Genomic DNA, 24,393 nt, shown 5'->3' with positions numbered 1-24,393 from the left:
GCTTGCTTATTTCAGCGATTTCAAGACTTTTACCGTCGCCTCAATATCAATCTCATCCTCTGAGAACAGGTGTGTTTCGCCCTGGAAGGTGGTCACGGCCAGTTTTTTCACCGTGCGCATTTCCCCTTCTTTTTTCTCTGCCTTCGGGCGAATGCTGTTCATCAGCAACCCAACCGACAGCACCGCATTTTCTTTATCAATCTTCCCGTCCGCGGGCTCTTCTTCGCTGTACACCACGAAAGATTTGATCGAGGTGATTTTAAGCCGCTCGCCCGCAATAAACAGATGCTTGCTCTCAGGCTCCACTTTCACAGCAAACGCCGACAGCCCTTTATTATTGGTCCCCGGCTCGAAGGTCACCGACGCGTCCTTTTTGATAAGTTCCGGGTTGGCGACTTTAATCACGTGGAAATAACGGTTTTCACCGTTTTCATCTTTGATAAATCCGAAGCCCTTCTCTTCGAACCAGGTTGTGATTATTCCTCTCATCGCTCTGTCACCTAATTAACCTTTCAACATATAAAGAATAGGGCGGCGTGACGAAACCGTCATCCACCCAGAAAAAATCAAATTGTGCGGCGGGCGAAATCTTTCAACCTGAAGCCCAACAGCAACAATGTCGCAAAATAAGCGACGATGCCGGCCACCACCACCGCCATCAGCCGCAGCAGGCGATAAGGCATGTTGCCCAGATCCCACGCAGGCATAACGTACATTATCCCAATCAGTACCGCAGACATCACCAACACGGCGGCGACCAGGCGCAGCAGAAATGCCGTCCAGCCGGGCTGTGGCTGGAAGATATCCTGCTTACGCAGCTGCCAGTAAAGCAGCGAGGCGTTAATACAGGCCCCCAAACCAATCGACAGGGAAAGTCCGGCGTGTTTTAGCGGGCCGATAAACGCGAGGTTCATTAGCTGCGTCAAAATCAGCGTCACGATAGCGATTTTAACCGGGGTTTTAATGTCCTGCCGGGAATAGAAGCCTGGCGCCAGAACCTTAACCACGATAAGCCCCATCAGGCCGACCGAATACGCCACCAGCGCCCGCTGGGTCATCAGGGCATCGAAAGCTGAGAACTTACCGTACTGGAACAAAGAGACGGTCAGCGGTTTTGCCAGAATTCCCAGCGCCACCGCGCTTGGGAGCGCCAGCAGGAAGCAAAGGCGCAGCCCCCAGTCCATCAGGCGGGAGTATTCATCGTGGTTGCCGGTGGCAAAACTCTTCGCCAGCGACGGCAGCAGAATAGTGCCTAACGCCACGCCTAAAACCCCAGACGGAAACTCCATCAGGCGGTCGGCATAATACATCCAGGAAACCGAACCGGACACCAGGAACGAAGCAAAGATGGTGTTGATGATCAGTGAAATCTGGCTGACGGAAACGCCGAGAATAGCCGGCCCCATCTGTTTGATAACCCGCATTGCGCCCGCATCCTTAAAGCTGATACGCGGCAGCACCAGCATGCCAATTTTCTTCAGGTGCGGCAGCTGATAGGCCAGCTGTAATACGCCCCCTACCGTTACCGCCCAGGCCAGCGCCAGAATCGGTGGATTAAAGTGCGGGGCGGCAAACAGCGCGAAGCCAATCATGCTGAGATTAAGGAACGTCGGGGCAAAGGCTGGCACAGAGAAACGGTTCCAGGTATTGAGAATTGCCCCCACCAGCGACGCCAGCGAAATCAGTAAAATGTACGGGAAGGTAATGCGCAGCAGGCTCGACGTTAGCGCAAATTTATCCGCCGTGTCGGCAAAACCCGGCGCAGTGACCAGAATAACCCAGGGCGCCGCAAGCATCCCGAGGACGGTGACCAGCGCCAGCGCTAGCGTCAGCAGCCCGGAAACGTATGAGACAAAGACGCGCGTGGCATCTTCGCCCTGCTTACTTTTGTATTCGGCCAGAATGGGCACAAACGCCTGGGAGAAAGCGCCTTCGGCAAAGATTCGGCGCAGCAGGTTCGGCAGCTTAAAGGCAACAAAGAAAGCATCCGTCGCCATCCCTGCCCCAAATACCCTTGCCACAATGGCGTCGCGCGCGAAACCAAGCACGCGTGAAAACATGGTCATCGAGCTGACGGCTGCCAGCGATTTTAATAGGTTCATTTATTCTGTTATTCCACAAACATGAACGCCTGCAATGCAGGCGTACATGGATGATGACAAGTCGGCATAGTCTACCGATACGGCGCTGAATTGCTACCGCGATATGTTACAGCTTATTCGCTAATTGCCTCGCGCCAGAGCTTCTCGACGACACGCTGCGCCAGCAGCGCCTGCTCGCCGGAGGTTTCCGGGACAGTTTGGTTCGCCACGCAGTCGATAAAGTGACGCGCACAGCCCGCAAAGCCGCGCTGTTCCAGCGTGGTTTGCCAGCCGGGAATGGGCTGTTCCACCACACCAGCGCCGCATTCTTCGCGCCACTGACGCATGTCCGTTACCTCATACAGCCCGCCGTCAGTCACCGCCTGCACCCACTCTCGCTGGCTTCCGGCGCGGCGATGCATACTGGTGGTCACGCTCAGGTTGCCCTGGCTGAAATGGTGTTCGGCGTACAGCATTTGCCCTGATTCATTGGTTTGCAACGTCCCGCTTTGCAGCTGGGCACTGCCGCCGCCAAGCCAGAGCGCGGTATCCACGACGTGAAGATAGTCATCAAGCAGCGTGAAGCGCAGATCCCCCGGGCCGACGCTGTCGGTGCGGTGTTTGTCCATCCGCAAGGATGCCCCGGCAGACAGCTTTGCCTTTAACTGCTGGTAACGCGGGGCAAAACGGCGGTTAAAGCCCACCATCAGGGTGCGTTTTTTGCGCTCTGCAAGCTCCACCAGCTTTTCGGCGTCAGCCAGATTTTCCGCCAGCGGCTTATCCACGCAGACGCTGACGCCGGCATTGAGCAGATCATTCACCACCGCGTAGTGGGAACTGGTGGCGCTATGCACAAAAACAGCATCGCACTGCGCCGCCAGATTGCTGAGCGAATCGATATACGGAATACGCCAGGTTTCACACACCGGCAGCGCTTTCGCTTTGGTCGGTGAAAATGCGCCCACCAGCGACCAGTCGTCGGATGCCCCCAGAACCGGAAGCCAGGCTTTCTGCGCGATCCCGCCCAGCCCCACGACGCCAATACGTAATTTCGTCATCCTTAATCTCCCAAATGCGCCAACAAGGAATCCAGACGCTGTTTAAGCTCGGCGACTTCAGTTTCCAGCGCGGCCACTCGCGCGCTGAGATCGTCTGCAACCGGGCTGATACTTTGTTCCGGGGACACTGACGCCTCAACCTCACCGCTGAAAAGATGCATATAGCGGCTTTCTCGTTTACCCGGCTCACGCGGCAGACGCACGACAAACGGCCCATCTTCACGGCCAGCCAGCCCTTCCAGCGTCGCTTCTACCTGCGCCATATCGGTGAACTCAAACATTCTCCCGGCACGGCTGCGCAGCTCACCCGGCGTTTGCGCGCCGCGCAGCAGCAAAGTCGTAACCACTGCCACTTCCGCTGGCGCTAGCTTTAAATGACCAAACTCGGAGTTGCAAAAACGCTGCTCGTATTTCGTCACGCGGTTGCCAAACCCGCTGACAGTTCGCAAATAATGGCCTTTGACCAGCCCGTCCAGCGAGTCCTGGACTTCATGCTCTTTCAGCTCCATCACCGGTTCACGGTTTGTTTTCTGATTACAGGCGGTCACCACGCCGTTGACAGACATCGGATATTGCTCTGGCGTAGTGAGCTGTTTTTCCAGCAGGCTGCCGATAACGCGGGCTTCAATCGCCGTTAACTGATATTTCATCTTTTAAACTCCACGACCTGAGGTCCAGTCTTGATTAACCAGCGCGGTGAGAACGTGATCCCGCCATACGCCGTCAATCAGCAAATAATCCTTTGCATAGCCTTCTTTTTCAAAGCCCAGGCGCGCCAGAAGGTCGCCGCTGCGCTGATTATGCGGCATATAGTTGGCCATAATGCGATGCACATTTTGGCTACGTTGCATATAGCGAATGGCGCTGGCCAAGGCCTCGTACATTAGTCCCTGCCCCTGCCACTTTTCACCGATGGAGTACCCGAGAAAGCAGGCATGGAAGGAGCCACGCACCACGTTGGAGAAGTTGGCGACGCCGATAACCTCTTTTTCTTCCGGGTCGAGCAGCGCGAAGTAGTACGCGCTACCCTGCTTGTGCATTTCACTTATCATGCCCAGCCTTGCCTGCCAGCCCGAAGGATAGCAGTAGCTCTCATCCCGAACGGGTTCCCAGGGCTTCAGAAACAGGCGATTTTCCGTGTAGTAATCCGCCAGGCGCCAGGCATCTCGCTCATGAACCAGACGCACCACCAGACGGTCAGTCACCAGGCGAATTTTTGGTGCGTTACTGCGGTAGCCAAACATGTTTATCCCACTCCTTCATCCCGGTTAACGGGGCTCATCTTGTTACTATACCTGCGCCTGACCGCCGTGTGAAAACAACAACATGAAGCGACATCACTTTTTTCGATTAAAGCCTTGAATCAAACTCGTTGCACGATAAAAAAATATTGTCCTGCATCAGGTATTAAAAGCCCGAATGCCAAGCGAGAATAAAGACTTGTCGCGTTTAATTAAGTTCCCTGGAGGGGAGATGTCGCGGGTGGCGCAGGCAAGGAGCCTGGGTAAATATTTCCTGCTGCTTGATAACATGTTAGTGGTATTAGGCTTTTTCGTTGTCTTCCCTTTGATTTCCATTCGCTTCGTTGACCAGTTGGGCTGGGCCGCTTTAATGGTCGGGATTGCCCTGGGTCTGCGTCAGTTTATCCAGCAGGGGCTCGGCGTCTTCGGCGGCGCGATTGCCGACAGGCTGGGCGCTAAACCGATGATTGTCACCGGCATGCTGCTGCGGGCCGCAGGTTTTGCCACCATGGGCATCGCCACGGAACCCTGGATGCTATGGCTTTCCTGCCTGCTCTCCGCCATTGGCGGAACACTGTTTGATCCGCCCCGCTCGGCGCTGGTCGTCAAACTGGTTCGCCCTCAGCACCGCGGCCGCTTCTTCTCCATCCTGATGATGCAGGACAGCGCGGGCGCGGTGATCGGCGCTCTGCTGGGTAGCTGGCTGTTGCAGTACGACTTCCGTCTGGTATGCGCCGTCGGTGCCGTAATGTTTGTCCTGTGCGCCGCACTTAATGCCTGGCTGCTGCCCGCTTATAAGCTTTCAACGATCCGCACCCCAATGCGCGAAGGCATGGGGCGCGTGTTTCGAGATAAACGCTTTATCACCTATGTTCTGACGCTCACCGGCTATTACATGCTGGCGGTGCAGGTCATGCTGATGCTGCCGCTGATGGTCAACGACATTGCCGGTACCGCGTCGGCGGTAAAATGGATGTACGCCATTGAAGCCGCGCTTTCGCTGACGCTGCTCTACCCTATCGCCCGCTGGAGTGAAAGGCGCTTCCGCCTGGAGCAACGCTTAATGGCAGGCCTGGTGCTGATGACGGTGAGCCTGATGCCTATTGGTCTGGCCTCCAACCTGCAGCAGCTTTTCGCCCTGATCTGTACCTTCTACATCGGCTCAATCATCGCTGAGCCTGCCCGGGAAACGCTCAGCGCCTCGCTGGCGGATGCCCGCGCTCGCGGCAGCTACATGGGGTTCAGCCGTTTGGGCCTGTCGCTGGGCGGCGCACTAGGTTACACCGGCGGTGGCTGGCTGTTTGACGCAGGTAAAGCCCTGCAGCAGCCGGAATTACCCTGGGCCATGCTCGGCATTATCGGCTGTATCACCCTTGCCGCCCTGTGGTGGCAATTTAGCCTGAGACCCGTTGAGCCAACAATGCTGGAGCCTGGCGGGCAGGGATAATTTTCTCGTATCATCTTTTTCCGGTAGCCGCTCCCGCCGTGCCGCATTATGCTGATAAAGCAAGGCACGGCATTGGAGCCGCTATTTTGAGGAAGCCTATGAAGAAGATTGTTTTTGCCGCAGCATTGATGCTTAGCGGCCTGCTCTCAGGATGCAACCAGTTAACGCAGTACAGCGTGAGCGAACAGGAAATTAACCAGTCGCTGGAAAAACACAATAACTTCTCGAAGGATATTGGCCTGCCCGGCGTGGCTGAAGCCCATGTGGTGCTAACCCATTTAGTCAGTCAGATAGGACGGGAAGAGCCGAATAAAATCACCCTGACCGGCGATGCCAATCTCGACATGACATCCCTGTTTGGTAACCAAAAAGCCATCCTGAAGCTCAAGCTGAAAGCACTGCCGGTGTTCAATAAAGAGCAAGGCGCCATCTACCTGCAGGAAATGGAGGTGGTTGACGCTCAGGTCGAGCCGCAAAAAATGCAGACCGTACTGCAGACCATGATCCCTTACCTTAACCAGTCCCTGCGCAGCTACTTCAATCAGCAGCCTGCTTATATCCTGAGCGAAGACCGCAGCACCGGCGAGTCGCTGGCGAAGAAATATGCCAAAGGCATTGAAGTAAAACCCGGTGAGATAATCATTCCGTTAACGGAATAGCCCCTGCCCCTCAGAGCCGTTCATGCGCTCTGAGGGTTTTGTACAACATGAGCAACATAAGGGGTGCAAACGATAACGTTTCCCCTTATCCTTAGTGCCCGGCATAAAACCAGCCCTTGATGACTGATTTCCCTCTCACGCCGGAGCACATTGATGACCGCATTACCTCAGGTATTAAAAATCCGCCGCCCAGATGACTGGCATATTCACCTTCGTGACGGTGAGATGCTGAAAACCGTGGTGCCTTACACCAGCCAGACCTATGGCCGCGCGATTGTCATGCCCAATCTTGTGCCCCCTATTACCAGCGTGGAAGCCGCTATCGCTTATCGCCAGCGTATTCTTGATGCGGTTCCGGCCGGGCAAAAGTTTGAGCCGCTGATGACCTGCTACCTGACCGACACGCTGGATCCCAACGAAATCGAACGCGGGTTCAATGCAGGCGTGTTTACCGCCGCCAAGCTTTACCCGGCGAACGCCACAACCAACTCCGCTCACGGCGTAACCAGCACCGCAGCCATTCTGCCGGTGCTTGACCGTATGCAGAAAATTGGCATGCCGCTGCTGGTGCACGGCGAAGTCACCCATGCTGATATCGATATTTTCGATCGCGAAGCGCGCTTTATTGAAACCGTCATGGAGCCGCTGCGTCGCCAGTTGCCTGGGCTGAAAGTGGTGTTTGAACATATCACCACCAAAGATGCCGCCCAGTATGTGAAAGAAGGCAACTCGCTGATTGGCGCGACTATCACGCCTCAGCATCTGATGTTTAACCGTAACCACATGCTGGTGGGCGGAATTCGTCCTCACCTTTATTGCCTGCCGATTCTGAAACGCAGCATCCACCAGGAAGCACTGCGCGAGCTGGTCGCCAGCGGCTGCGATCGCGTGTTCCTCGGCACCGACTCTGCGCCACATGCGCGTCATCGTAAAGAAGCCAGCTGCGGCTGTGCCGGCTGCTTCAACGCGCCTTCCGCGCTCGGTGCCTATGCGACGGTATTTGAAGAAATGAACGCGCTGCAGCATTTTGAAGCTTTCGCTTCGCTGAACGGCCCGCGCTTCTACGGCCTGCCGGTCAATGAAGAGCACATCGAGTTGGTTCGCGTCGCTGAGAAAATGCCAGAACTGATTGAAGCCGGCGACGACAGCATCGTGCCGTTCCTGGCGGGTGAAGAGGTCGTCTGGTCCGTTAAAGGCTAAATTTTTCAACGCCCCTGTTGCTTACTGGAAATCAAGGCTGTATAAATATCCAGTATATTGTACAGGGGGTCGTTATGCGTATTGAAGTCACTATAGCCAAAACCACACCATTACCCGCCGGGGCTATCGATGCCCTTGCCAGTGAGCTTTCCCGCCGTATCAATCAACATTTCCCCGACACCAGCAGCGAAGTGCAGGTACGTTATGCCTCCGGCAATAACCTCTCCGTGCTGGGCGGTGCCAAAGAAGACAAAACGCGAATCAGCGAGATCCTCCAGGAAACCTGGGAAAGCGCTGACGATTGGTTCTCTGCCGACTAATACCCTCAAGTATGTTGGTACTTTTTGCCGGGTGTCGCCATCCGGTTTTTTTTATTTCCCTCGCCGATTTGATTATTTTTTAAACGCCGCTAAAGTCTTTCCTGCCTTTCTTTCCGATTACATCGGAATAGCCTGTCGATTTATTGTTCGCTTTTCTCGGATAATGTGGAAAAAGTGTTACCAGGTAATTATTTCATCCCCATGACCGCAAGAGTGTTGATATACTTAAGTCGCTTCACGATAAATCACGCATGAACCTCACTAGTCGTTGTCTTTAAACACGTATAAAAGGGGTTATGATGGAAAAAAATAGTGATGTTATTCAGACTCATCCCCTCGTCGGATGGGATATCAGCACCGTCGACAGCTACGACGCCATGATGCTGCGCCTGCATTACCTGACATCCAATAATCAGAAGCACGATGAAACCGAAATCGGTCAGACCCTCTGGCTGACCACCGATGTCGCCCGGCAATTTATTTCCATCCTTGAGGCCGGGATAGCCAAAATTGAATCCAGTGATTACCAGGAAAGCGATTATCGCAAGCATTGACGACACATGCTTAACAATGGCCACAGGCACCCAACGGGGTGCCTTTTTTATTTTAAGCGTCACCGTCAATTGCATCGTTCCGGTGAATTAATTACCCTGCTACAGATAATTTTCCACAGAGAAAAGCTTATGAACTACGACCTCATCATTGTCGGCAGCGGCTCCGTCGGTGCCGCCGCAGGCTGCTATGCCACACACTCGGGCCTGAAGGTACTGATGATCGACAGCGGCCACCCGCCGCATGACCAGGGCAGCCACCACGGCGACACTCGCCTGATGCGCCATGCTTATGGCGAAGGTGAAAAATATGTCCCGTTGGTCCTGCGAGCACAAAAACTGTGGGATGCCCTGGCGGAAGCCAGCGGTGAGAAGCTCTTCCACCGCACCGGGGTCATTAACCTGGGGCCATCTGATTCGCCCTTTATTCGCAATGTCGCCTCCAGCGCAGAGAAATTTTCGCTGCCGGTTGAAACCCTGGACGCCGCCGCCATTGCCGCCCGCTGGCCGGAGATTGCTGTGCCTGAAAACTACGTCGGCCTGTTTGAGACGGACTCAGGCGTGCTGAAAAGCGAGCTGGCCATCGAAACCTACATCAACCTTGCTAAGCAAGGCGGCAGCGCTCAGCTTTTTAACTGTAAGGTGACGGCGATCCGCCACGGCGACGAAGGTGTCACCGTCGTGACTGAAGAAGGTGAATATCACGGGAGCAAACTGCTGGTCAGCGCGGGGACCTGGGTTACCAAACTGCTGCCTGACCTGCCGATCGCCTCGGTTCGCAAAATCTTTGCCTGGCACCAGGCCGATGGGCGCTACAGCGAGAACAACAAATTCCCGGCGTTTACCGCAGAAACACCCAACGGCGATCAGTATTACGGCTTCCCGGCGGAAGACAACGAACTGAAGCTGGGCAAGCACAACGGCGGGCAGCTGATTGACTCCCCCGAGCAGCGTAAACCCTTTGGCGCCGTCGCCAGCGATGGGTCTGAAGTCTTTCCGTTCTTGCGCGAATTTTTACCCGGCATCGGCTGCTGCCTGCACGGTAAAGCCTGCACCTATGACAATTCGCCGGATGAAGATTTCATCATTGATACTCTCCCCGACCATGACAACACCCTGATCATTACCGGGCTGAGCGGACACGGGTTCAAATTCGCCTCCGTTTTAGGCGAAATTGCCTGCCAGTTTGCTTTGGGTCAAAAACCTGCCTTTGATTTATCCCCGTTTGTACTTTCTCGCTTCAAAACGGCGTAGAATCCCCGAGTGGCGGGCATTTCCGCCACTTTTCCTTGGGGCCATCATGATTCGCTTTTTTCAATTTTTAACCAACAATATTCGCGAACACTTTATTCTGTATCTTTTTCTCTGGGCAATACTTGCACTTCTCGATCTGGCTTATATCTATTTCTTTTGATTATTCAGACTCCTGTTATATTGACAATTATTGACGTAAAATTAATTAAATATAGTTTTAGCGCAAATAATTAACCGTCAATAAATACTCTTCTCAATCAAAAACGATCATATTCATTCGACTCTACTGAACGCCTGCCGCGAGTGTTATTCAAAAAAACAGACATACAATAAATATATATCGAAATACGGATATTTATGTTGATCTGCTGTTAACAGAACGCCTATGTTTTAGCTTCTTTAGAAAATACATGGACGCATAAATATGCAATGGCGAAACTCATCCGAACGCTATGGACATTTTTCGGTTCTCCTTCACTGGCTGGTTGCCGCCACGGTTTATGGCATGTTCGCACTCGGACTCTGGATGGTGACGCTGGGCTATTACGACGTCTGGTACCATAAAGCACCAGAAATACATAAGAGCATCGGCATCTTGTTAATGTCTGCTCTGGCTATTCGTATTCTCTGGCGCTTTATATCGCCTCCGCCGCCACCGTTAAAAAGTTATTCACGTCTGACGCGCATCGGCGCGCTTACCGCACATATTTTGCTGTATGCATTATTGTTCGCCATTTTGCTGAGCGGGTATCTGATTTCAACGGCTGACGGTAAACCCATTAGCGTGTTTGGCTGGTTTGATGTGCCCGCCACGCTAACCGACTTCGGGGCGCAGGCCGACCTTGCCGGGACAGTTCATCTCTGGCTGGCGTGGACCGTGGTGATTGTTTCCGTTCTACACGCTCTTGCGGCCTTAAAGCACCATTTTCTAGATAAAGATGCCACCCTCAAGCGCATGCTGGGGAAAGCATCCCGTTAACTATGGAGAGTAAGACAATGAAGAAAATCCTGCTGGGAGCCACCTTAGGCGCTCTGTTATTCACCACCGGCTCCGCCGTGGCCGCTGACTATAAAATTGATAAACAAGGTCAGCATGCGTTTGTGAATTTCCGTATTCAGCATCTCGGCTATAGCTGGCTGTACGGTACCTTCCGTGATTTTGACGGAACCTTTACCTTCGACGAGAAAAACCCTTCGGCAGATAAAGTCAACGTCACCATCAACACCACCAGCGTGGATACCAACCATGCCGAACGCGACAAACACCTGCGTAGCGCAGAGTTCCTCAACGTGACTAAGTTCCCGCAGGCTACCTTCGCCTCAACGGAAGTGAAAAAAGACGGTGAAGCTTTAGATATTATCGGCAACCTGTCGCTGAACGGCGTGACAAAGCCGGTTACGCTGAAGGCTAAGCTGATTGGTCAGGGTAACGATCCGTGGGGCGGCGTGCGCGCGGGTTTTGAGGCCGAAGGTAAAATTAAGCTGAAGGACTTCAATATTACTCAGGATCTGGGGCCAGCTTCTCAGGACGTTGATCTGATTATTTCTGTCGAAGGCGTGCGTCAGTAAAAAGACTCCCCCGGCGAACCGGGGGAATGTTATTACTTCTCGGGGTCAGGAATACCCAGCGTGGTATTCAGCATCCCACGAGATTTATTAAAGATCTTATTCCCGTTTTCGCGGCCTGCCCGGCGGCGGCGCTGTTCTTCTGGAGATAGCGCCAGCTCATCACGGCAAACTTCACTGCAGCAGCCAGAGAATTTCTCAGCACAGGCCGGACACTGAATAAACAGCAGATGGCAGCCGTCATTTTTGCAGTTGGTGTGGCTGTCGCACGGCGTTCCGCACTGATGGCAATGGGCGATCACATCGTCAGATATACGCTCTCCCATACGCTCATCAAAAACAAAGTTTTTACCGACAAAGCGCACCGGCAATCCTTGCTCACGCGCGCGGCGCGCATATTCAATGATCCCGCCTTCAATGTGATACACATTTTTGAAGCCGTTATGACGCATCCAGGCGCTGGCTTTTTCACAGCGAATGCCGCCGGTGCAATACATGACAATTTTCTTCTCTTTGTCATCCTGCATCATATCCACGGCTTTCGGCAGCTGCTCACGGAAGGTGTCGGCCGGAATTTCGACGGCGTCCTCGAAATGCCCCACTTCGTATTCATAGTGGTTACGCATATCGATAAATACCGCGCTCGGATCGTCGAGCATGGCGTTCACTTCCGCAGCCTTCAGATATTCCCCCACGTCACTTGCGTCAAACGTAGGGTCATCAATACCGTCAGCAACAATACGGTCGCGTACCTTCATGCGCAGCACCCAGAAGGATTTACCGTCATCTTCCAGCGCAATGTTCAGGCGCAAATTATTTAAGGCCGGGTGGAAGGCATAAATCGCTTCGCGGAGGGCATCAACGCGGCTTTCCGGGACGCTTATCTGAGCGTTGATCCCTTCATGCGCCAGATAGACGCGGCCAAACACGTTCAGGCTCAGGAATAGCTGATACAGCGCATCACGGGTCGCCTGCGGCGTTTCGATAGTGAAATATTTGTAGAATGAGATGGTCGTGCGCGGCTCGGTTTCGGCAAGCATGCGCTCGCGCAGCTCCTCATTCGATACGCGGTTGTGTAACACTGGCATGGTGTTCGCTCGCAATCGTTGAAAAAAAGTGGGCTGCATCATAAAGCAAATAACGCTTATTTACATCCCCACGTTTTACGCTACATTTTGCTCACTCAGAGGCATCTGCGGCAACAATCGATGAAATATCAGGCACTCCGACGCCGCGTATTTTGGCTCTGCGCTAAAAAATGCCACAATGGAATGATTAGAAGATCCGGCAATTGCCGTCACAAAGGTTTTACATGACGAACTTACCGCAATTCTCCCGTGCATTACTGCACCCGCGCTATTGGCTCACCTGGCTGGGCATCGGCTTTTTATACCTGCTGGTGCAGCTCCCCTACCCGGTGCTTTATCGCATCGGCTGCGGGCTGGGCCGGCTGGCAAAACGCCTGATGAAACGTCGCGCGAAAATAGCCTACCGCAATCTTGAACTCTGCTTCCCGGACATGAGCGAGGAAAAACGCGAGCAGATGGTGATCGCCAACTTTGAGTCAGTCGGCATGGGGCTGATTGAGACCGGCATGGCCTGGTTCTGGTCTACGGAGCGCATCAATAAATGGTGCCACTACGAAGGCGTGGATATTGTTAAAGGCATCGAGAAAACGGGCCAGGGCATTTTGCTGATTGGCATTCACTTCCTGACGCTGGAGCTGGGCGCCCGTATTTTCGGCATTAAAACGCCGGGCATCGGCGTTTACCGCCCAAACGACAACCCACTGCTGGACTGGCTGCAGACCTGGGGGCGCATGCGCTCCAATAAGAGCATGATTGACCGCAAAGATCTGAAAGGCATGATCCGCGCGCTGAAAAATGGCGACATCATCTGGTATGCCCCGGACCACGATTACGGCCCGAGAGGCAGCGAGTTTGTGCCGTTCTTTGCCGTTGAACAAGCTGCGACCACCACGGGAACCTACACGCTCGCCAAACTCTCCGGCGCCTGCGCCGTGCCGTTTGTTCCGCGTCGCCTGCCGGGCGGCAAAGGCTACGAGCTGACGATTATTCAGCCAGAGCTGAACCCACCGCTTGACAGCCCGGAAGCAACGGCACGCTGGATGAACAAAATTGTAGAGAAGTGCATACTGATGGCACCGGAGCAGTATATGTGGCTGCATCGCCGCTTTAAGACGCGGCCGGAAGGCATGCCCGACCGTTACCAATAACGCTTAACAGCCGCCTTTTCAGGCGGTTTTTTTTTGCCGTAGTTTGATCGAAAAAGCCCTTTGATTTGCCAGCCCAATGCCAACAGGCGCATAATTAGCAGAGTAATAATTCCCTCTCTTCTCTTTGGCACTGGCAACTTCGGAGCGGTATGACTCCCCCTGACAGCACTATCAACTGGAAGCGTAATCTGGCCGTCGTCTGGGTTGGCTGCTTCCTGACCGGCGCGGCATTCAGCCTGGTCATGCCGTTCCTCCCGCTTTACGTTGAGCAACTCGGCGTCACCGGCCATAGCCAGCTGAACATGTGGTCCGGGCTGGTCTTTAGCATTACCTTCCTGTTTTCTGCCGTGGCATCCCCTTTCTGGGGTGGGCTTGCCGACCGTAAAGGCCGAAAACTTATGCTGCTGCGTTCCGCGCTTGGCATGTCTGTCGTCATGCTGTTGATGGGTCTCGCACAAAACATTTGGCAATTTCTGGCGCTTAGGGCCTTACTTGGCCTGCTGGGTGGGTTTGTGCCGAATGCCAACGCGCTGATAGCCACTCAGATACCGCGCCATAAAAGCGGCTGGGCACTTGGCACGCTGTCTACGGGAGCGGTCAGCGGCGCGCTGCTAGGCCCGCTGATGGGTGGCCTGATGGCGGACAGCTACGGGCTGCGCTCGGTGTTCTTCATCACCTCGCTGGTGCTGTTTATCTGCTTCGTGATGACGCTGTTTTTTATTCGCGAGTCGTTCACGCCCGTTTCCAAAAAAGACATGCTGCACGCCCGCCAGGTACTCACCTCATTAAAAAATCCCCGCCTGGTACTGAGTCTGTTTGTCACCACGATGATCATCCAGGTTGCCACCGGTTCTATCGCGCCTATCCTGACGCTCTACGTGCGCGATCTGGCCGGTAACGTCAGCAATCTGGCGTTTATTAGCGGGATGATTGCTTCCGTGCCCGGCGTAGCGGCGCTGATCAGTGCCCCAAGACTCGGCAAGCTGGGGGATCGTATCGGGCCGGAAAAGATCCTGATTGGTGCGCTGGTAATTTCCGTTTTGCTGCTCATCCCGATGTCGTTGGTACAAAACCCGTGGCAGCTCGGGGTCTTACGCTTCTTGCTCGGTGCCGCCGACGGGGCGCTACTCCCCGCCGTGCAAACGCTGCTGGTCTATAACTCTTCCAGCCAAATTTCGGGCCGTATTTTCAGCTACAACCAGTCGTTCCGCGATATTGGCAACGTCACCGGCCCGCTGCTCGGCGCCACCGTTTCCGCCAGCTACGGCTTCCGCACCGTGTTCCTGGTCACCGCCAGCGTGGTGCTGTTTAACGCCCTTTACTCATGGATGACGCTGCGCCAGCCTGCCGAACGACTCCGTATTCCGGGGGAATAAATCTCCGACTTGCAGATTTGCCAACAGCGTCAACAATTAACTGGAAATCGTAACGGAGCAGCCGCTCCCCGACCTTTGCCACAAGGAGATAACCATGAGCATGTATGCAACCCTGGAAGAAGCCATTGATGCCGCGCGGGAGCAGTATCTTGCCGACAACCCGAGCGTGGATGAAGAGAGCGCCAGCGTCGAGCAATTCAATTTCCAGAAGTACGTTTTGCAGGATGGTGACATCATGTGGCAGGCCGAGTTCTTTACCGACGACAGCGAGGAAGGCGAATGCCTGCCGATGCTCAGTGGGGAAGCGGCGCAAAGCGTGTTTGACGGTGATTTCGATGAGATTGAACTGCGCCAGGAATGGCTGGAAGAGAATACGCTGCACGAATGGGACGAAGGTGAATTTCAGCTCGAGCCGCCGCTGGACACCGAGGAAGGTCGCACGGCGGCAGACGAGTGGGATGAGCGCTAGCCGTTATTCATACGGCCCGTGGCTGGCGTCAATCGGCAACAGCAAAGTGTCAAAGATCAGCGAAAACGGCAGGTCGAGCACGGTAATATAGCGCCATGCGCCCTCGCGTACATCCCAGCGCACGCCGGGGTAATATTGGTTCCCGTGCCCTTGCCCCGGCACCGTCCGGCTAATAATGCTGCCGCAGCCGCTTAGCAGAAACGCCATCATCAGTACCGCAATTATTTTACCCACACATGCACTCCTGTTCAGAACGCGCTGAGTATAACCATCGCCGAATAAAAGGCAAAAAAATGCCGACCCTGAGGTCGGCATTATCACTTCTTTAAGGCCTTACTTTGCCGTCAGCGCCAACGGGTTTAGCTGCAGCTTTCTGTAGCTCTCCACCCAGGAAGAATAACGCTCCGGGTTCGCCCACACGCGGTAATGCAAGCGCGACATGGTCATCGGGTCGCTCAGCAGAACCAGGCGGCGGTCGCGGTTGAGTTTGTCCGGCGTTTCGTTCAGCGCCTGTTCAACGTGACGGTCGCGGGCAATCTCCAGCACCAGACTCTTACGGTGACGAGCCGTGGCCATTGCCGTGCTCAGGGCGTTAAACGACGGGTTAAATACCGCGTGCATAAAGCCATCGTCCAGCGTACGGCTGCGGTTCAGCTCCAGATAGTTCTCGGTGTCCACCAGCACCTGCGGCGGGGAATACTCTTCCGGGATCAGGAACAGCTTCCAGCGCTTGGTGCGCAGGCCGAGGCTCGCCCGGCTTGAAAGCACGGAGACGAACGGCGACAGGATCAGCGAGAAGACAATCGGTGCCAGCCAGAACAGGAAGCGCAGATCCAGCCAGGCCATGCCCACTGCCCAGACCAGGCCCAGCAGCAGCTGAGAGCCGTGGCGCATAAAGGCTTCACCCCACGGCGTGGAGTCATCGTCACGCTGCGGCGAGTTCCAGACCACTTCCCAGCCCAGGAACGCGCTGACCACAAACACGGTGTGGAACAGCATACGCACCGGTGCCAGCAGCACGGAGAACAGCACTTCAAGCAGCAGTGAACAGGTCACACGCAGGAAACCGCCATACTCTTTAGAGCCTTTGCACCAGATAAGAATGATGCTCAGCAGCTTAGGCAGGAACAGCAGAACCATGGTCGAGGCAAACAGCGCAATCGCCAGCTCAGGACGCCACTGCGGCCAGACCGGGAACAGCTGTCTAGGCTGGAGGAAGTACTGCGGCTCGGTCAGAGCGTGTACAACCTGCAGCGCGGTAGAGAGCGCCAGGAACATAAACCACAATGGGGCAGACAGATAGGACATGACGCCGGTCAGGAACACCGCGCGGTGAACCGGGTGCATACCTTTGACCAGGAACAGACGGAAGTTCATCAGGTTACCCTGGCACCAGCGGCGATCGCGTTTCAGCTCGTCCAGCAGGTTCGGCGGCAGTTCTTCGTATGAGCCAGGCAGGTCGTAAGCAATCCACACGCCCCAGCCGGCACGGCGCATCAGCGCGGCTTCGACGAAGTCATGGGAAAGAATCGACCCGGCAAAGTTACCTTCACCCGGCAGCGGGGCCAGCGCACAGTGTTCAATGAACGGCTTCACGCGAATAATGGCGTTGTGGCCCCAGTAGTGGGATTCCCCCAACTGCCAGAAGTGCAGGCCCGCAGTAAAGAGCGGCCCGTAGACGCGGGTAGCAAACTGCTGGCAGCGCGCATACAGCGTGTCCATGCCGGAGGCTTTGGGCGAAGACTGAATAATACCGGCCTTCGGGTTCGCTTCCATCAGGCGCACGAGGTTGGTCAGGCAATCCCCGCTCATGACGGAGTCGGCGTCCAGCACCACCATGTAGCTGTACTGGTTCCCCCAGCGACGGCAGAAGTCATCGATGTTGCCGCTTTTACGCTTCACGCGGCGACGACGACGGCGATAGAAGATCTGCCCTTCACCCTGCACTTCCGCAATCAGCTCCATCCAGGCTTTTTGCTCCGCAACGCAGATATCCGGGTTGTAGCTGTCGCTCAGGATATACACATCGAAGTGCGCCTGCTGCCCGGTGGCTTTGACGGATTCCCACGTCGCACGCAGGCCGGCAAACACGCGATCGACGTCTTCATTACAAATCGGCATGATAAGCGCGGTACGGTGCTCGGGGTTGATGGGCTCATCCCCCACCGTTGACGCAGAAATACTGTATTTGTCTTTGCCCATCAGCAACTGCAGGAAGCCCATCAGCGCGGTCCAGAAACCGGCAGAGACCCAGCAGAACAGCACGGCAAACAGGATCAGGATGCCGCTTTGCAGAATGTACGGCAGCAGCTGCATGAAGGAAACCCACAGATCCTGTCCCCCCATGTCCGCCGGGTTAATCAGCGCCCAGCCCTGGTACGGAAGGATCGTCTTCATGTACCAGGTTGCGACCACGGTTTGGGCCAGCGTGAGGATCAGCAGAATATAGCGGCGAATCGTGCCGACGGTACGCCATTTCTGCTCAGAGGCCTCTTCTTCTTTAGACGCGAACTTAGACTTCGTTTCGCGACCAAGCAGGCGATCCCAGAAGCGGCCAATCGGGTTGGTACGCCACGGGTCCGGGAACATAGAAGCACGCGTCGCTTTCGGCATCGCCTGAAGCTGGGTGCGCCCTTCATCATCGGCGATCAGCTGTTCGCCGCCGAGAGAACCCGGCCAGCTCGCCTCGAGACGAGCTTTTACCGAAGCCAGAGGAGAATCATCCGCTCGTTCAAAGTGGTGATGCTGCGCATCAAGCGCCTCATGCACCGCCTGAAGATCGGACGCAGGCAAAGCCGCCTTCTGCTCAGCAGAAAGCGGGAGTGCTTCGATGTAGTCAGGCGAGAATTCAGTAGACTTATTCATTGGCAGGCAGCTGGTAGCTCCAGGTTTCACTCAATGTCTGCTCGCCGTTAACCAGCGCAGCACGCATATCCGTCGTCTTCTTCTCGTCTTTCAGCTTCACGCGCAGCGTTAAACGCCAGCCTTTGTTGACCGGGTTATAGCGCACCAGGCTGTCAACGATCTCACCGTTATCGCCAATGCTGGTCTGTGCGGTGACCGGCGTGTCGGCTGGCAGTTTTTTCATCTCTGCCCCGGTAAAGTCCACCACAAACGCAATGGTGCCGTCCGGCTGGCGGATCAGGTTAGACTGCTTCACATCCCCGGTAGAACGGCGAGTTTGCAACACATACGCGTTATCCGGCGCATGCATTTTGTCTTCGTCGCGGCTAAAGGTGATGGTGTACTTAAAGTTCATCTCTTTGCCTGGGTCCGGCAACTGATCCGGCGTCCAGTAAGCAACGATGTTGTCATTCGTTTCATCGTTGGTTGGGATTTCAACCAGCTCTACGCGGCCTTTACCCCAATCCCCGACCGGTGCAACCCACGCGCTAGGGCGCTGGTCGTAACGATCGTCTAAATCTTCAAAGCGGGAGAACTGACGACCACGCTGCAGCAGGCCAAAGCCGACCGGGTTTTCCGTAGCGTAAGAGCTAACGGCCAGGTGTTTCGGGTTATTCAGCGGACGCCAGATCCATTCCCCGTTGCCGGCGTGAATAGACAGGCCGTTGGAGTCATGCAGTTCCGGGCGGAAATTGGTGGTTGGTGAAGGCTGATTTGGCCCGAACAGGAACATACTGGTCAGCGGCGCAACGCCCAGCTTGCCTACTTTGTCACGCAGGTAAACTTTCGACTGCACGTTCACCACGGTATCGCGCCCAGGGGTGATAACGAAACGATAAGCCCCGGTCGCTCGTGGGGAATCAAGCAGTGCATACAGGGTTAACGTTTTATCCGTTGGCTTTGGACGTTCAATCCAGTATTCGCGGAAGCGAGGGAACTCTTCACCAGACGGTAAAGCAGTATCAATCGCCAGTCCTCGGGCAGACAGGCCATACACCTGGCCGGCGCCAATTACGCGGAAGTAACTCGCTCCGAGCATGCTGACAATTTCGTCGTTCTTATCTTTGCTGTTGATCGGATAGAGCACTTTGAACCCGGCGAAACCGAGATCTTTTACGGTATCTTTATCGTGCTTTACATCACCGAAGTTAAAATAGTCCGGATTGTATTTGATCTGGTGCACCGCGGTGGCGGTCACTTCGTTGATGGTTACCGGCGTGTCGAAGTACATACCCTGATGGTAGAACTCGAGCTTGAATGGGGTCTTGATGTTGCTCCAGTAAGCTTTGTCGTGATTAAACTGGATCTGCTGGTAGTCCGCGTATTTCATCTCGCGGAATTGCGAAGGCAGGTTGCTTTTCGGTGCTTCGTAGCTCTTGCCCGCTAAGGTTTTCGCCTGTTTTGCGACATCGTCGATAGTGAACGCCCAAACCGAGGTGGTATAAAGGGACAACATTACCGCAGCGCCAAGCCAGGACACTTTCATCATATTTGCTTTATGTTTCATATTAACCAGCACATCCCCCTTTGTGTGCTTAAATCAATCTATCCATTTTAATGGAAAGTTTTGCTTTCCGACAACCAAATCACCGCTTTGTTCAGCGTACTGGCTCAGGGTTTAAGCAAAATAAAGACAACTGCTTACGCTTTAAGAGTTCATCCTGGCGACAGGATGACATGCTTAGTGTAGGGTTGCCACGAATATGTAGACTGAACTGGACTTTTAGCCTGATGGGATAGGGTCTTAAGGATAAGACGAATAGTCTGAAAATGTCTGGAGTATTATGAGTAAAGCACCGCAACAACGTGAGTTTTTCCTGGATTCTATTCGTGCATGGTTGATGCTGTTGGGCATTCCATTCCACATTTCGCTCATCTATTCGAGCCATCACTGGCACGTCAATAGCGCAGAACCCTCCGCGAGCCTGACGCTGTTTAATGATTTTATTCACGCGTTTCGTATGCAGGTGTTCTTCGTTATTTCTGGCTATTTTTCCTACATGTTATTTCTGCGCTACCCGCTGAAACGCTGGTGGACAGTGCGCGTAGAGCGCGTCGGCATCCCGATGCTCACCGCAATACCGCTGCTGACGCTGCCTCAGTTCATGATGCTGCAGTACATCAACGACAAAACTGGCCTGTGGCATACGCTCACCGGCTATCAAAAATACAATACGCTGGTGTGGGAGCTTGTGTCTCACCTGTGGTTTTTACTGGTCCTGGTGATATTAACGACCCTGGGCATGGTTTTGTTTCAAAAAATTAATAATTTTATAATTAGAAACGAACAGAATAATAATTCACCAATTACCCTGGGAAAACTCTCACTTTTATTTCTCGGCTTCGGCATTTTATACGCCGCTATTCGCCGGACTATTTTTATTATCCACGCGCCGTTATTAAGCGACGGGCTGTTTAATTTCGTGGTGATGCAAACGCTGTTTTATCTGCCGTTCTTTATGCTTGGCGCGCTGACATTCAAACGCGAGTCGCTGAAAATCCTGTTCACCACGCCTTCACGCTGGAGTCAGGTGGGCGCGGTCTTTGCGTTTGCCGCCTATTTATTAAACCAGCGCTACGGCAGCGGCGATGCCTGGATGTACGAAACGGAAAGCGTGATCACCATGCTGATGGGGCTATGGATGGTCAACGTCGTGTTTTCGCTGGGCTATAAAATGCTGAATTTTAAATCCGCGCGAGTGACCTATTTCGTTAATGCATCGCTGTTTATCTATCTGGTACACCATCCGCTCACGCTGTTCTTCGGCGCGTTTATCACGCCGCACATCACGTCCAATATTTTAGGTTTCTTCAGCGGGCTGGTCTTTGTAGTCGGCATCGCGCTGCTGCTTTACGAGCTGCACCTGCGCATTCCCCTGCTTCGTTTCCTGTTTTCAGGCAAGCCGAAGGAGAAGGCGGCGACGCCACAATCATTTGCGGGATAACACACTAAAGGCCGGGTATGAACACCGGCCTTTTTTATCTCTGCGACAGAAATCATAGCGGCCACAGATTGAAGTTTTATGAAGCAGTCGTGATTTATTTATGACACTCAGCCGCAATCTGCTGATAAATCTGCGTGTTCTCATCATCAAAGCAAACAAATACCACGCGCTCCGGCAGCGGGCGCAGACCAATGTATTTGTAAGCAACATCCCACGCTATGCGTGCGGCCTGCGCTTTTGGGAAGCCATACACGCCGGTGCTGATGGCCGGAAAAGCAATTGAGCGGTAGCCGTTAGCGGCGGCTAAATCCAGGCTGTTACGGTAGGCCAGTTCCAAAAGCTCGGCTTCGTTCTGCTCGCCGCCGTGCCAGACTGGCCCCACGGCGTGGATCACCGCTTTTACCGGAATGTTCCCGGCCTCGGTAATCACCGCCTGACCCGGGGGGCATTCGCCCTGCAGCTGGCGTACCGCTTTACAGGCTTCCAGCAGCGCAGGTCCGGCGGCGCGATGTATCGCCCCATCCACTCCCCCACCGCCCATCAGCGAAGGGTTTGCCGCGTTGACGATCACATCGACCTCAATCTGTGTGATGTCTCCCTGGACGACCTGTATGCGTTCACTCATTAACCATTCTCCAACTGTACTTTGCCGTAGTCTATTCTCGTCAGACGGGGCGCGTACATGACTATTATCGTTTCCGGACATTTCAACTTTTGAAAATCTCCGGATATCAGCCACAAAAAACCCCGCCTTCACGGGGCCTTTGTTATTGGATTAGAAATCAACAGTCATGGAAAGTTTCAGGGTGCGTGGGTCACTTTGCGTAATATACGCCCCGCTGTCGTCGACAGAAGCCCAGTATTTTTCGTTAGTCACGTTTTCGACGTTGGCGCGCCAGGTCAGCGTCTGTTCGTTAACCTTCGTGCTGTAGCGCACGCCGAGATCGAGGCGAGTCCAGCCGTTCAGCTTAATGCTGTTGTCGGCGTTGGCGTATTGTGACCCGGTGCGAATTAGCGTCCCCGTCGCAGTCAGGTTCTGCACCCAAGGCAGATCCCACTCGCCGCCCACGGACCAGGAGTAACGCGGAACGCCGATCGCATCCTTACCGTCGTTTGTCCCGCCGTTAGTCTTCACCATTTCTGGCTGAAGCCAAAGGGCACTTCCCAACAGGCGCACGCCGTACAGTGGCTCACCAAATACGTTCAGTTCCATACCGCGGCTGCGCTGTTCGCCATACAGGCCGTAAAGATTGTTGCTGTCGAGCATCCCCACCGGCTTTTCGATCTCAAACAGCGCCAGGCTGCCGCCCACGCGGCCGAAGTCCATCTTCATGCCCACTTCGTTCTGCTTCGACTGCACAACCCCGACCACGTTTCCGGCATTGGTTGCTTTAGAGGTTGCTGTCGGCCCAGGCTGCAGCGCTTCAATGTGGTTCGCATAAAAAGAAACCGGCTCCCACGGCTTCACTACCAGGCCATAAACCGGCGTAATCTTGAAAGCATCAAAGCGTGTTTTAGGGTCTTCCACACCGGTATAGCTGTAGTTACGAACCCGCACGTCCTGGCGGCGAGCGCCCACGGTCAACAGCACCTTATCGTCAAGCGCGGAGAGCGTATCGGACAGCGAAACCCCGCTTGTTATCGTGCGGCTCCGCTGGGTCGGATCGTCCATATTGCTACCGGAAGCGACCGTCGGAAAACGGCTCAGGTCGAGATAAGACGGATCGTAGATATTATTCCCAACGGCGGTTTTACTGGATGACATGGTGTAGGCCGCGCGGGTTTTACGGTAAACGCCGGAATAGCCGAGGTTCACGCTGTGGCCGATAAAGCCGGTATCAAATTTCCCCCGCACGCCGCCCATGCCGGAGAAAGCGTCGGCGATGTATCGCGTAGACAAACGAGTCTGGCTGGTGTGGCCCTTGTTATCAACAAACTTAGGCACGCTGTAATTGCCTCTTTCGTCGGTTTCGCTGGTGCCCAGCGCGCCATAAAGCGTCCAGCTGTTCGCCACATCATACTCGCTGTGCAGCGCGGCAAAGCGAGAGCTCATGTCTGAATAAACCCACGGCTGCCCGTAGTTTGTGCGGTTATCCGGCACATCAGGCATCTGCGTAATAGCGCCAACCCCCACCCCGATACGGCCATTGTGTGCCGTCATCTTCTGGTAGCCGCCGTCGAACGACGTCCGCAGCCTGTCGCCTTTGTAATCCAGCCCAACGCTTGCCAACGATGTTCTGTTCTTCTGCTCGCGAACCTCACTCTCGCCTTCACGGTGCAGCAGGTTCACGCGGGCGCCAAACTGGTCGTTATCCCCAAACCTGCGGCCAGTATCCAAAGAGCCTCCAATCTGCGAACGCCCGGTGTAATCCACGCCAAGTTGGGTATGTGGTTCACTACCTGCCCGCTTGGGCTCAATATTAATGGCCCCGCCCACGCCAGACCCGCCCGGAGGAACACCGTTCAGGAAGGCCGTGGAGCCCTTAATCACCTCGACGCGTTCCGCAAGAGCCGTGCTGGTGATCTGCCGCGGCAATACGCCATACAGACCGCCGTAAGAAATATCATCCCCGTCTAACAGGAAACCGCGCACGCGGTACGACTCGCCAAAGTTACCGTAGCTGCGCACGGGCTGAATAGTCGCGTCATTACGGACAATGTCGCTGAGGGTATTGGCCTGCTTATCCTCGATCATTTTAGAGGTATAGCCGATGACGTTAAACGGCACGTTGCGCGCATCCTGCTCACCGAGCATGCCCAGGCGACCGCCATTGGCCACCTGCCCGTCCAGGTAAGCAGGCACCAGCTCGTTACCGCCTTCGCGGAACTGCGTATCCGGGGTCGCCGTGACGGTAATGGTCTCTTCTTTAACTAAAGCTTTTTGCTGAGGATTTTCCTGTGGCGCAGCGACAACAGGCATGCAGGCGGCAGCGATCAACGCTGCGATCAGGCGCGGTTTAAACCCGGCCTGGCGAGGTGGTTGGTGAGGCATTGAAATTTCCTGGTAAAATAAAAACAATTAATGAGAACGATTATGATTTTGATCGTGATTATCGTTTCATCATTAGAAATTGCAAGAAAAATGC

At 54.5% G+C, this 24,393-nt stretch carries 24 protein-coding genes; 13 read left to right on the top strand and 11 right to left on the bottom strand.

Annotated features, from left to right (window positions below; all coding sequences use genetic code 11):
• Nucleotides 1-6: 6 nt before the first annotated feature.
• The 5 genes from AAIE02_RS04190 to rimJ form a co-directional block, all read right to left on the bottom strand.
• On the bottom strand, nt 7-489 hold the full coding sequence (locus tag AAIE02_RS04190; protein ID WP_008453505.1) for a cold shock domain-containing protein: 483 nt from the start codon (nt 487-489) through the stop codon (nt 7-9).
• Nucleotides 490-566: 77 nt separating this feature from the next.
• On the bottom strand, nt 567-2,102 hold the full coding sequence (murJ, locus tag AAIE02_RS04185) for a murein biosynthesis integral membrane protein MurJ (protein WP_166875183.1): 1,536 nt from the start codon (nt 2,100-2,102) through the stop codon (nt 567-569).
• Between the two features lie 113 nt (nt 2,103-2,215).
• On the bottom strand, nt 2,216-3,139 hold the full coding sequence (locus AAIE02_RS04180) for a Gfo/Idh/MocA family protein (RefSeq protein WP_213716329.1): 924 nt from the start codon (nt 3,137-3,139) through the stop codon (nt 2,216-2,218).
• 2 nt (nt 3,140-3,141) lie between these two features.
• Nucleotides 3,142-3,789, bottom strand: coding sequence for a YceH family protein (locus AAIE02_RS04175; RefSeq protein ID WP_008453511.1), 648 nt, complete (start codon nt 3,787-3,789; stop codon nt 3,142-3,144).
• A gap of 3 nt (nt 3,790-3,792) precedes the next feature.
• A complete protein-coding gene (gene rimJ / locus AAIE02_RS04170; protein WP_498532037.1) occupies nt 3,793-4,383 on the bottom strand; it encodes a ribosomal protein S5-alanine N-acetyltransferase in 591 nt (196 codons plus the stop codon).
• 229 nt (nt 4,384-4,612) lie between these two features.
• Here rimJ and mdtH point away from each other — a divergent pair, with 229 nt between their 5' ends.
• The 9 genes from mdtH (at nt 4,613) to AAIE02_RS04125 (ending at nt 11,380) form a co-directional block, all read left to right on the top strand.
• The gene (gene mdtH / locus AAIE02_RS04165) at nt 4,613-5,827 is read left to right on the top strand and encodes a multidrug efflux MFS transporter MdtH (protein ID WP_166865567.1); all 1,215 of its coding nucleotides are present in this window, start codon (nt 4,613-4,615) and stop codon (nt 5,825-5,827) included.
• Between the two features lie 98 nt (nt 5,828-5,925).
• Complete coding sequence (locus AAIE02_RS04160) at nt 5,926-6,486, top strand: lipoprotein (protein WP_008453518.1); 561 nt, start codon at nt 5,926-5,928, stop codon at nt 6,484-6,486.
• A 153-nt stretch (nt 6,487-6,639) separates the two neighbouring features.
• Nucleotides 6,640-7,686, top strand: a complete 1,047-nt coding sequence (gene pyrC / locus AAIE02_RS04155) for a dihydroorotase (protein ID WP_498532036.1) — start codon at nt 6,640-6,642, stop codon at nt 7,684-7,686.
• 74 nt (nt 7,687-7,760) lie between these two features.
• Nucleotides 7,761-8,006 (top strand): DNA damage-inducible protein I, encoded by a 246-nt coding sequence (dinI, locus tag AAIE02_RS04150; RefSeq protein ID WP_008453524.1) that lies wholly within the window; start codon nt 7,761-7,763, stop codon nt 8,004-8,006.
• A gap of 299 nt (nt 8,007-8,305) precedes the next feature.
• Nucleotides 8,306-8,560, top strand: a complete 255-nt coding sequence (gene bssS, locus AAIE02_RS04145) for a biofilm formation regulator BssS (protein WP_008453527.1) — start codon at nt 8,306-8,308, stop codon at nt 8,558-8,560.
• 129 nt (nt 8,561-8,689) lie between these two features.
• Nucleotides 8,690-9,811, top strand: a complete 1,122-nt coding sequence (gene solA, locus AAIE02_RS04140) for an N-methyl-L-tryptophan oxidase (RefSeq protein WP_336983556.1) — start codon at nt 8,690-8,692, stop codon at nt 9,809-9,811.
• A 46-nt stretch (nt 9,812-9,857) separates the two neighbouring features.
• Nucleotides 9,858-9,971: a DUF2770 family protein gene (locus AAIE02_RS04135; protein WP_071530454.1), complete on the top strand. Its 114-nt coding sequence runs from the start codon at nt 9,858-9,860 to the stop codon at nt 9,969-9,971.
• Nucleotides 9,972-10,235: 264 nt separating this feature from the next.
• A complete protein-coding gene (locus tag AAIE02_RS04130; RefSeq protein ID WP_008453530.1) occupies nt 10,236-10,790 on the top strand; it encodes a cytochrome b in 555 nt (184 codons plus the stop codon).
• Nucleotides 10,791-10,807: 17 nt separating this feature from the next.
• Nucleotides 10,808-11,380, top strand: a complete 573-nt coding sequence (locus AAIE02_RS04125; RefSeq protein WP_498532035.1) for a YceI family protein — start codon at nt 10,808-10,810, stop codon at nt 11,378-11,380.
• A gap of 32 nt (nt 11,381-11,412) precedes the next feature.
• Here AAIE02_RS04125 and trhO read toward each other — a convergent pair whose 3' ends face one another.
• Nucleotides 11,413-12,465 (bottom strand): oxygen-dependent tRNA uridine(34) hydroxylase TrhO, encoded by a 1,053-nt coding sequence (trhO, locus tag AAIE02_RS04120; RefSeq protein ID WP_008453532.1) that lies wholly within the window; start codon nt 12,463-12,465, stop codon nt 11,413-11,415.
• Nucleotides 12,466-12,689: 224 nt separating this feature from the next.
• Here trhO and AAIE02_RS04115 point away from each other — a divergent pair, with 224 nt between their 5' ends.
• From AAIE02_RS04115 to AAIE02_RS04105, 3 genes are all read left to right on the top strand, one after another.
• Nucleotides 12,690-13,613, top strand: a complete 924-nt coding sequence (locus AAIE02_RS04115) for a Kdo(2)-lipid IV(A) acyltransferase (RefSeq protein WP_008453533.1) — start codon at nt 12,690-12,692, stop codon at nt 13,611-13,613.
• Nucleotides 13,614-13,762: 149 nt separating this feature from the next.
• A complete protein-coding gene (mdtG, locus tag AAIE02_RS04110; protein ID WP_498532034.1) occupies nt 13,763-14,989 on the top strand; it encodes a multidrug efflux MFS transporter MdtG in 1,227 nt (408 codons plus the stop codon).
• Between the two features lie 94 nt (nt 14,990-15,083).
• Entirely contained in the window at nt 15,084-15,458 is a 375-nt protein-coding gene (locus AAIE02_RS04105) for a MysB family protein (RefSeq protein ID WP_008453535.1), read from the top strand.
• 3 nt (nt 15,459-15,461) lie between these two features.
• Here the strand turns inward: AAIE02_RS04105 and AAIE02_RS04100 are convergent, their stop codons facing one another.
• The 3 genes from AAIE02_RS04100 to mdoG all read right to left on the bottom strand — a co-directional run bounded on the left by AAIE02_RS04100 (nt 15,462) and on the right by mdoG (nt 19,851).
• Complete coding sequence (locus tag AAIE02_RS04100; protein WP_409450381.1) at nt 15,462-15,683, bottom strand: YceK/YidQ family lipoprotein; 222 nt, start codon at nt 15,681-15,683, stop codon at nt 15,462-15,464.
• A gap of 108 nt (nt 15,684-15,791) precedes the next feature.
• Nucleotides 15,792-18,323 (bottom strand): glucans biosynthesis glucosyltransferase MdoH, encoded by a 2,532-nt coding sequence (gene mdoH / locus AAIE02_RS04095; protein WP_336817769.1) that lies wholly within the window; start codon nt 18,321-18,323, stop codon nt 15,792-15,794.
• A complete protein-coding gene (mdoG, locus tag AAIE02_RS04090) occupies nt 18,316-19,851 on the bottom strand; it encodes a glucans biosynthesis protein MdoG (protein ID WP_498532657.1) in 1,536 nt (511 codons plus the stop codon). Before mdoG ends, mdoH begins: the two co-directional genes overlap by 8 nt.
• Nucleotides 19,852-20,146: 295 nt before the next feature.
• Between mdoG and mdoC the strand changes: the two genes are divergently transcribed.
• Nucleotides 20,147-21,307: a glucans biosynthesis protein MdoC gene (gene mdoC / locus AAIE02_RS04085; RefSeq protein ID WP_166875221.1), complete on the top strand. Its 1,161-nt coding sequence runs from the start codon at nt 20,147-20,149 to the stop codon at nt 21,305-21,307.
• Nucleotides 21,308-21,401: 94 nt separating this feature from the next.
• On the opposite strand, the gene ymdB is transcribed toward mdoC, so the two are convergent.
• Nucleotides 21,402-21,932, bottom strand: a complete 531-nt coding sequence (ymdB, locus tag AAIE02_RS04080) for an O-acetyl-ADP-ribose deacetylase (RefSeq protein ID WP_008453543.1) — start codon at nt 21,930-21,932, stop codon at nt 21,402-21,404.
• A gap of 150 nt (nt 21,933-22,082) precedes the next feature.
• Nucleotides 22,083-24,299: a TonB-dependent receptor gene (locus AAIE02_RS04075; protein WP_498532033.1), complete on the bottom strand. Its 2,217-nt coding sequence runs from the start codon at nt 24,297-24,299 to the stop codon at nt 22,083-22,085.
• Between the last annotated feature and the right edge of the window lie 94 nt (nt 24,300-24,393).

The sequence above is a fragment of the Cedecea sp. Ae19-4 genome (assembly GCF_059801165.1).
Note: the sequence above shows the minus strand (reverse complement) of the source record. Positions and strands in the feature narration are given on the sequence as shown.